The organism is Paraburkholderia ginsengiterrae (genome assembly GCF_001645125.1).
In the GTDB taxonomy this organism is placed as follows: domain Bacteria; phylum Pseudomonadota; class Gammaproteobacteria; order Burkholderiales; family Burkholderiaceae; genus Paraburkholderia; species Paraburkholderia ginsengiterrae.
Window position 1 is genome coordinate 1 of record NZ_LXKA01000389.1, and the last position, 3,612, is coordinate 3,612.

The following is a 3,612-nucleotide window of genomic DNA, read 5'->3' on the forward strand; positions in this document are numbered from 1 at the left end:
AGGGGCTTGTTTCGATGCTGGACACCCAGCAACGCCTCCAGCGTTCTTGATGAACCGCCGTATGCGGAACCGCACGTACGGTGGTGTGGGAGGGCTGAGGGGGTGACCCCTCACCCTACCCGATTCCAAACGGTACATTACAGGCCGTTTTTAAGCCTCTTTTTCACACCGCCCGGATCCGCTCAATCCCCCGCCCCGCAAGGGATTGAGGGGCACCGCCAAGCTCCCCGTCGGACGCCGGGTTTGCACGATCCTCTGTTATCGTGCTATCATGTGCATCGTTCCAACAGTAATTCACCTTCATTCGCGTTCTTTTCAATCTGGTCCATCGTACGTACCAGCGTGCGTGCGCCATCCCGAATCGAACTGTTTTTATACAAGAAGGCTTGTCGGTCGTTTCTCCGTCTCATTGCAGTTTGTGTTGCAGTTCATGAGCGGCGAATGAAGCACCGGCCTTTTTCGTTTCAAGCCTTTCAGCGGCGCGTGGGCCGGCTTCCAGCCACCTGAGCGTCCTCATGCATCTGCCCCCCTTCCACGGCCACGCAGGTGCAACAGTCAGCACAATCTAGACGAGTGTTTTTTCGCGACATGGCTCGCGAGGCACGGGCGTTCTGTTTTCCATCGCGCCCCGCTCTTTCGCCCCTCAGGGCGAGGGAGACGCTATCGCCTTGCTCGCGAAACGGCACTTCCAGCAACCGTGGCGGAACGTTCATGCGCATCATGAGTTTCGTCGCAGTCATTGGAGTTTTTACCTTGACCGCTTCCAGCAACGGCTTCTGGCGACACAACAAAGAAGAACAACGCCTTTCTCTCGACGACATCACCGTCGTCGACAAATCTCTCCTCAAGCGGGCCGTCGGCGCCATGGCGCTCGGTAACGCGATGGAATGGTTCGATTTCGGCGTGTACAGCTACATTGCCGTCACGCTCGGCAAAGTGTTCTTCCCGTCGTCGAGTCCGTCCGCGCAGCTGATCGCCACCTTCGGCACGTTCGCCGCGGCGTTCCTCGTGCGCCCTGTGGGCGGCATGGTGTTCGGCCCGCTGGGCGACCGCATCGGCCGTCAACGCGTGCTGGCCATGACCATGATCATGATGGCGGTCGGCACGTTCGCGATCGGCCTGATTCCGAGCTACGCGACGATCGGCATATTCGCGCCGATGCTGCTGCTGGTGGCGCGTCTGGTGCAAGGCTTCTCGACCGGCGGCGAATACGGCGGCGCCGCGACCTTTATCGCCGAGTTTTCGACCGACAAGCGCCGTGGCTTCATGGGCAGCTTCCTCGAGTTCGGCACGCTGATCGGCTATGTGCTCGGCGCGGGGACGGTGGCCGTGCTGACCGCGACGCTATCGAATGAAGCGCTGCTGTCCTGGGGCTGGCGTGTGCCGTTCCTGATCGCCGGTCCGCTGGGTCTGGTGGGTCTGTACATCCGCATGAAACTGGAAGAAACGCCTGCGTTCAAGAAACAGGCCGAGCAACGCGAAGCCGAAGACAAAGCCACGCCGAAGCAGTCGTTCCGCCAGTTGCTCGCGCAGCAATGGAAACCGCTGCTGCTGTGCGTCGGCCTCGTGCTGATCTTCAACGTGACCGATTACATGGCGCTCTCGTATCTGCCGAGCTATCTGTCCGCCACGCTGCACTTCAACGAAACGCACGGCCTGTTCCTCGTGCTGCTCGTGATGGTGCTGATGATGCCGATGACGCTCGCCGCCGGCCGTCTGTCCGACACGATCGGCCGCAAGCCGGTCATGCTGTTCGGCTGCGTGGGTCTGCTCGTGCTGTCGATTCCCGCCCTGCTGCTGATCCGCATGGGCACGGTGCTGCCGGTGTTCGGCGGCCTGATGATTCTCGGCGTGCTGCTGTCGTGCTTCACCGGCGTGATGCCGTCGGCGCTGCCGGCGCTGTTTCCGACCAAGATCCGCTACGGCGCGCTCGCCATCGGCTTCAATATTTCGGTGTCGCTGTTCGGCGGCACGACGCCGCTCGTCACCGCATGGCTGGTGGAGAGCACCGGCAATCTGATGATGCCCGCGTACTACCTGATGGGCGCCTCGCTGATCGGTATCGTCTCGGTGATCGCACTGCGCGAAACCGCCCGCAAACCGCTGCTCGGCTCTGGCCCGTGCGTGGCGACGCGTGCGGAAGCGCATGCGGTGCTGCGCGGCGAGCGTGAGGCCGAGGAAATGGATGAAGGTTATGCGGCGGCGGCGACGGCGCGTGCCTGATCGCTTTGCCTGATTGCTTTACCTGGCGCGTGGCCTGAGTTGTCCTCGAGCCGCGCGTAAGTCACCCGCGAGTCAACCGCAAGTCGCGAAAAAGAACGGGCCGGCAGATCAATCTGCCGGCCCGTTCTTTCATGGCACTAACGAATCGAAGCGCGCGCTTGCCCGTGCGCCTTCAACCATCAATATGCCAGCGGAAATCGGCAGCTTGAAACGTCGCGGCCCGGCGCTGCCCGGGTTGACGAACAGCACGCCGTCGCGCTCGTTAATCAAAGGTTTGTGGGAGTGACCGGTCACCACCACGCCGATGCCTTCGCTGCGCGGATCGGCGCCCACATCGGCAATATCGTGTACGACCAGAATCGTCACCTGCTGCACGGTCAATCTGGCCTGCAAAGGCAGCGACGCGGCCCACTCGCCGGTATCGTTGTTGCCGCGCACGGCCGTGACCGGCGCGATCCGCGCGAGCGCTTCGAGCACGGCCTGATTGCAGATGTCGCCCGCATGCACGATCGCGTCGCAACCGGCGAGATACTGCAAGGCTTCCGGACGCACGAGATTGTGCGTATCGGAGATCAGTCCGATACGGGAGGCGGGAGAACGTGGTGTACGCGCGGTCATGATCCGAGTATCGGCCAAACGGCCTCAATCCGCCTGCGGCTGCCCGGCAGCCGCACAGGATGCACCTGGCACACCTGTCACACCCGGCGCGGGCCGCTTCGCCCGAAGCATGCGTTTAGTCGCGCCATGCACCGCGACCGAAACCACCGCCGCGCACGCGAAACTCAGGCATACGCCGTAGCGCGGCAGCATCGTCGCGGTCACGGCGAAGAAGGCGGCGAACGAAGCCCGGCCGATCACCATGCCGCGCACCAGCAAGGCCACGAAGTCCGCGCCGTGCGCACGTTGCGCCGACACTGCGAGCACGATGCCGAGCAACGGAAACACCGAGAACAGGCCACTCCAGGTGGCGCCCATCGAGGCGGACAAGGTGGTGACCGCGACCGTCAGCAGCGCACCGGCGAGCATGCGCACGGCAAGATCGCCGAGGCCGAGGCGCGTCGCCGGCACGTGGCCCGCCACGCGCGGCAGGCCGCTTTGCGACACCAGCACGGCGAGGCAAGCCGCCGCCACGGCCCACGCGAGACCGCCCGGCAGATACGCGAGCAACAGCGCCGCACCCACCCATCCGGCCATGCCGACGGCCAGCGCGAGCGGCCACGCACCGCGCCGGCAGGTCCACGCATACGCAAAATTGAAGGCTTCCGACGCGGCAATCGCCGCAAACGACGCCGCCGATGCCTGCGCCGCAAACGCCGGACCGCGCTCGAGCGCGAGCAGCAAGACGATCGGCCCGGAGACGACCGGCAGGCCGGCCAGCCACCCCGCCAC

The 3,612-nt window shown here is 64.1% G+C and carries 3 protein-coding genes; 1 reads left to right on the top strand and 2 read right to left on the bottom strand.

Translation table 11 applies throughout. The annotated features are described in order from the left end of the window. Positions 1–720: 720 nt before the first annotated feature. Positions 721–2,223, top strand: a complete 1,503-nt coding sequence (gene proP / locus A6V37_RS37545) for a glycine betaine/L-proline transporter ProP (protein WP_242665874.1) — start codon at positions 721–723, stop codon at positions 2,221–2,223. A 129-nt stretch (positions 2,224–2,352) separates the two neighbouring features. On the opposite strand, the gene A6V37_RS37550 is transcribed toward proP, so the two are convergent. Both A6V37_RS37550 and A6V37_RS37555 read right to left on the bottom strand, forming a co-directional pair. Next, positions 2,353–2,841, bottom strand: a complete 489-nt coding sequence (locus A6V37_RS37550) for a metallophosphoesterase family protein (RefSeq protein WP_064270016.1) — start codon at positions 2,839–2,841, stop codon at positions 2,353–2,355. Between the two features lie 24 nt (positions 2,842–2,865). Further along, on the bottom strand, positions 2,866–3,612 hold a 747-nt coding region (locus tag A6V37_RS37555), incomplete at its 5' end, for a hypothetical protein (RefSeq protein ID WP_064286908.1).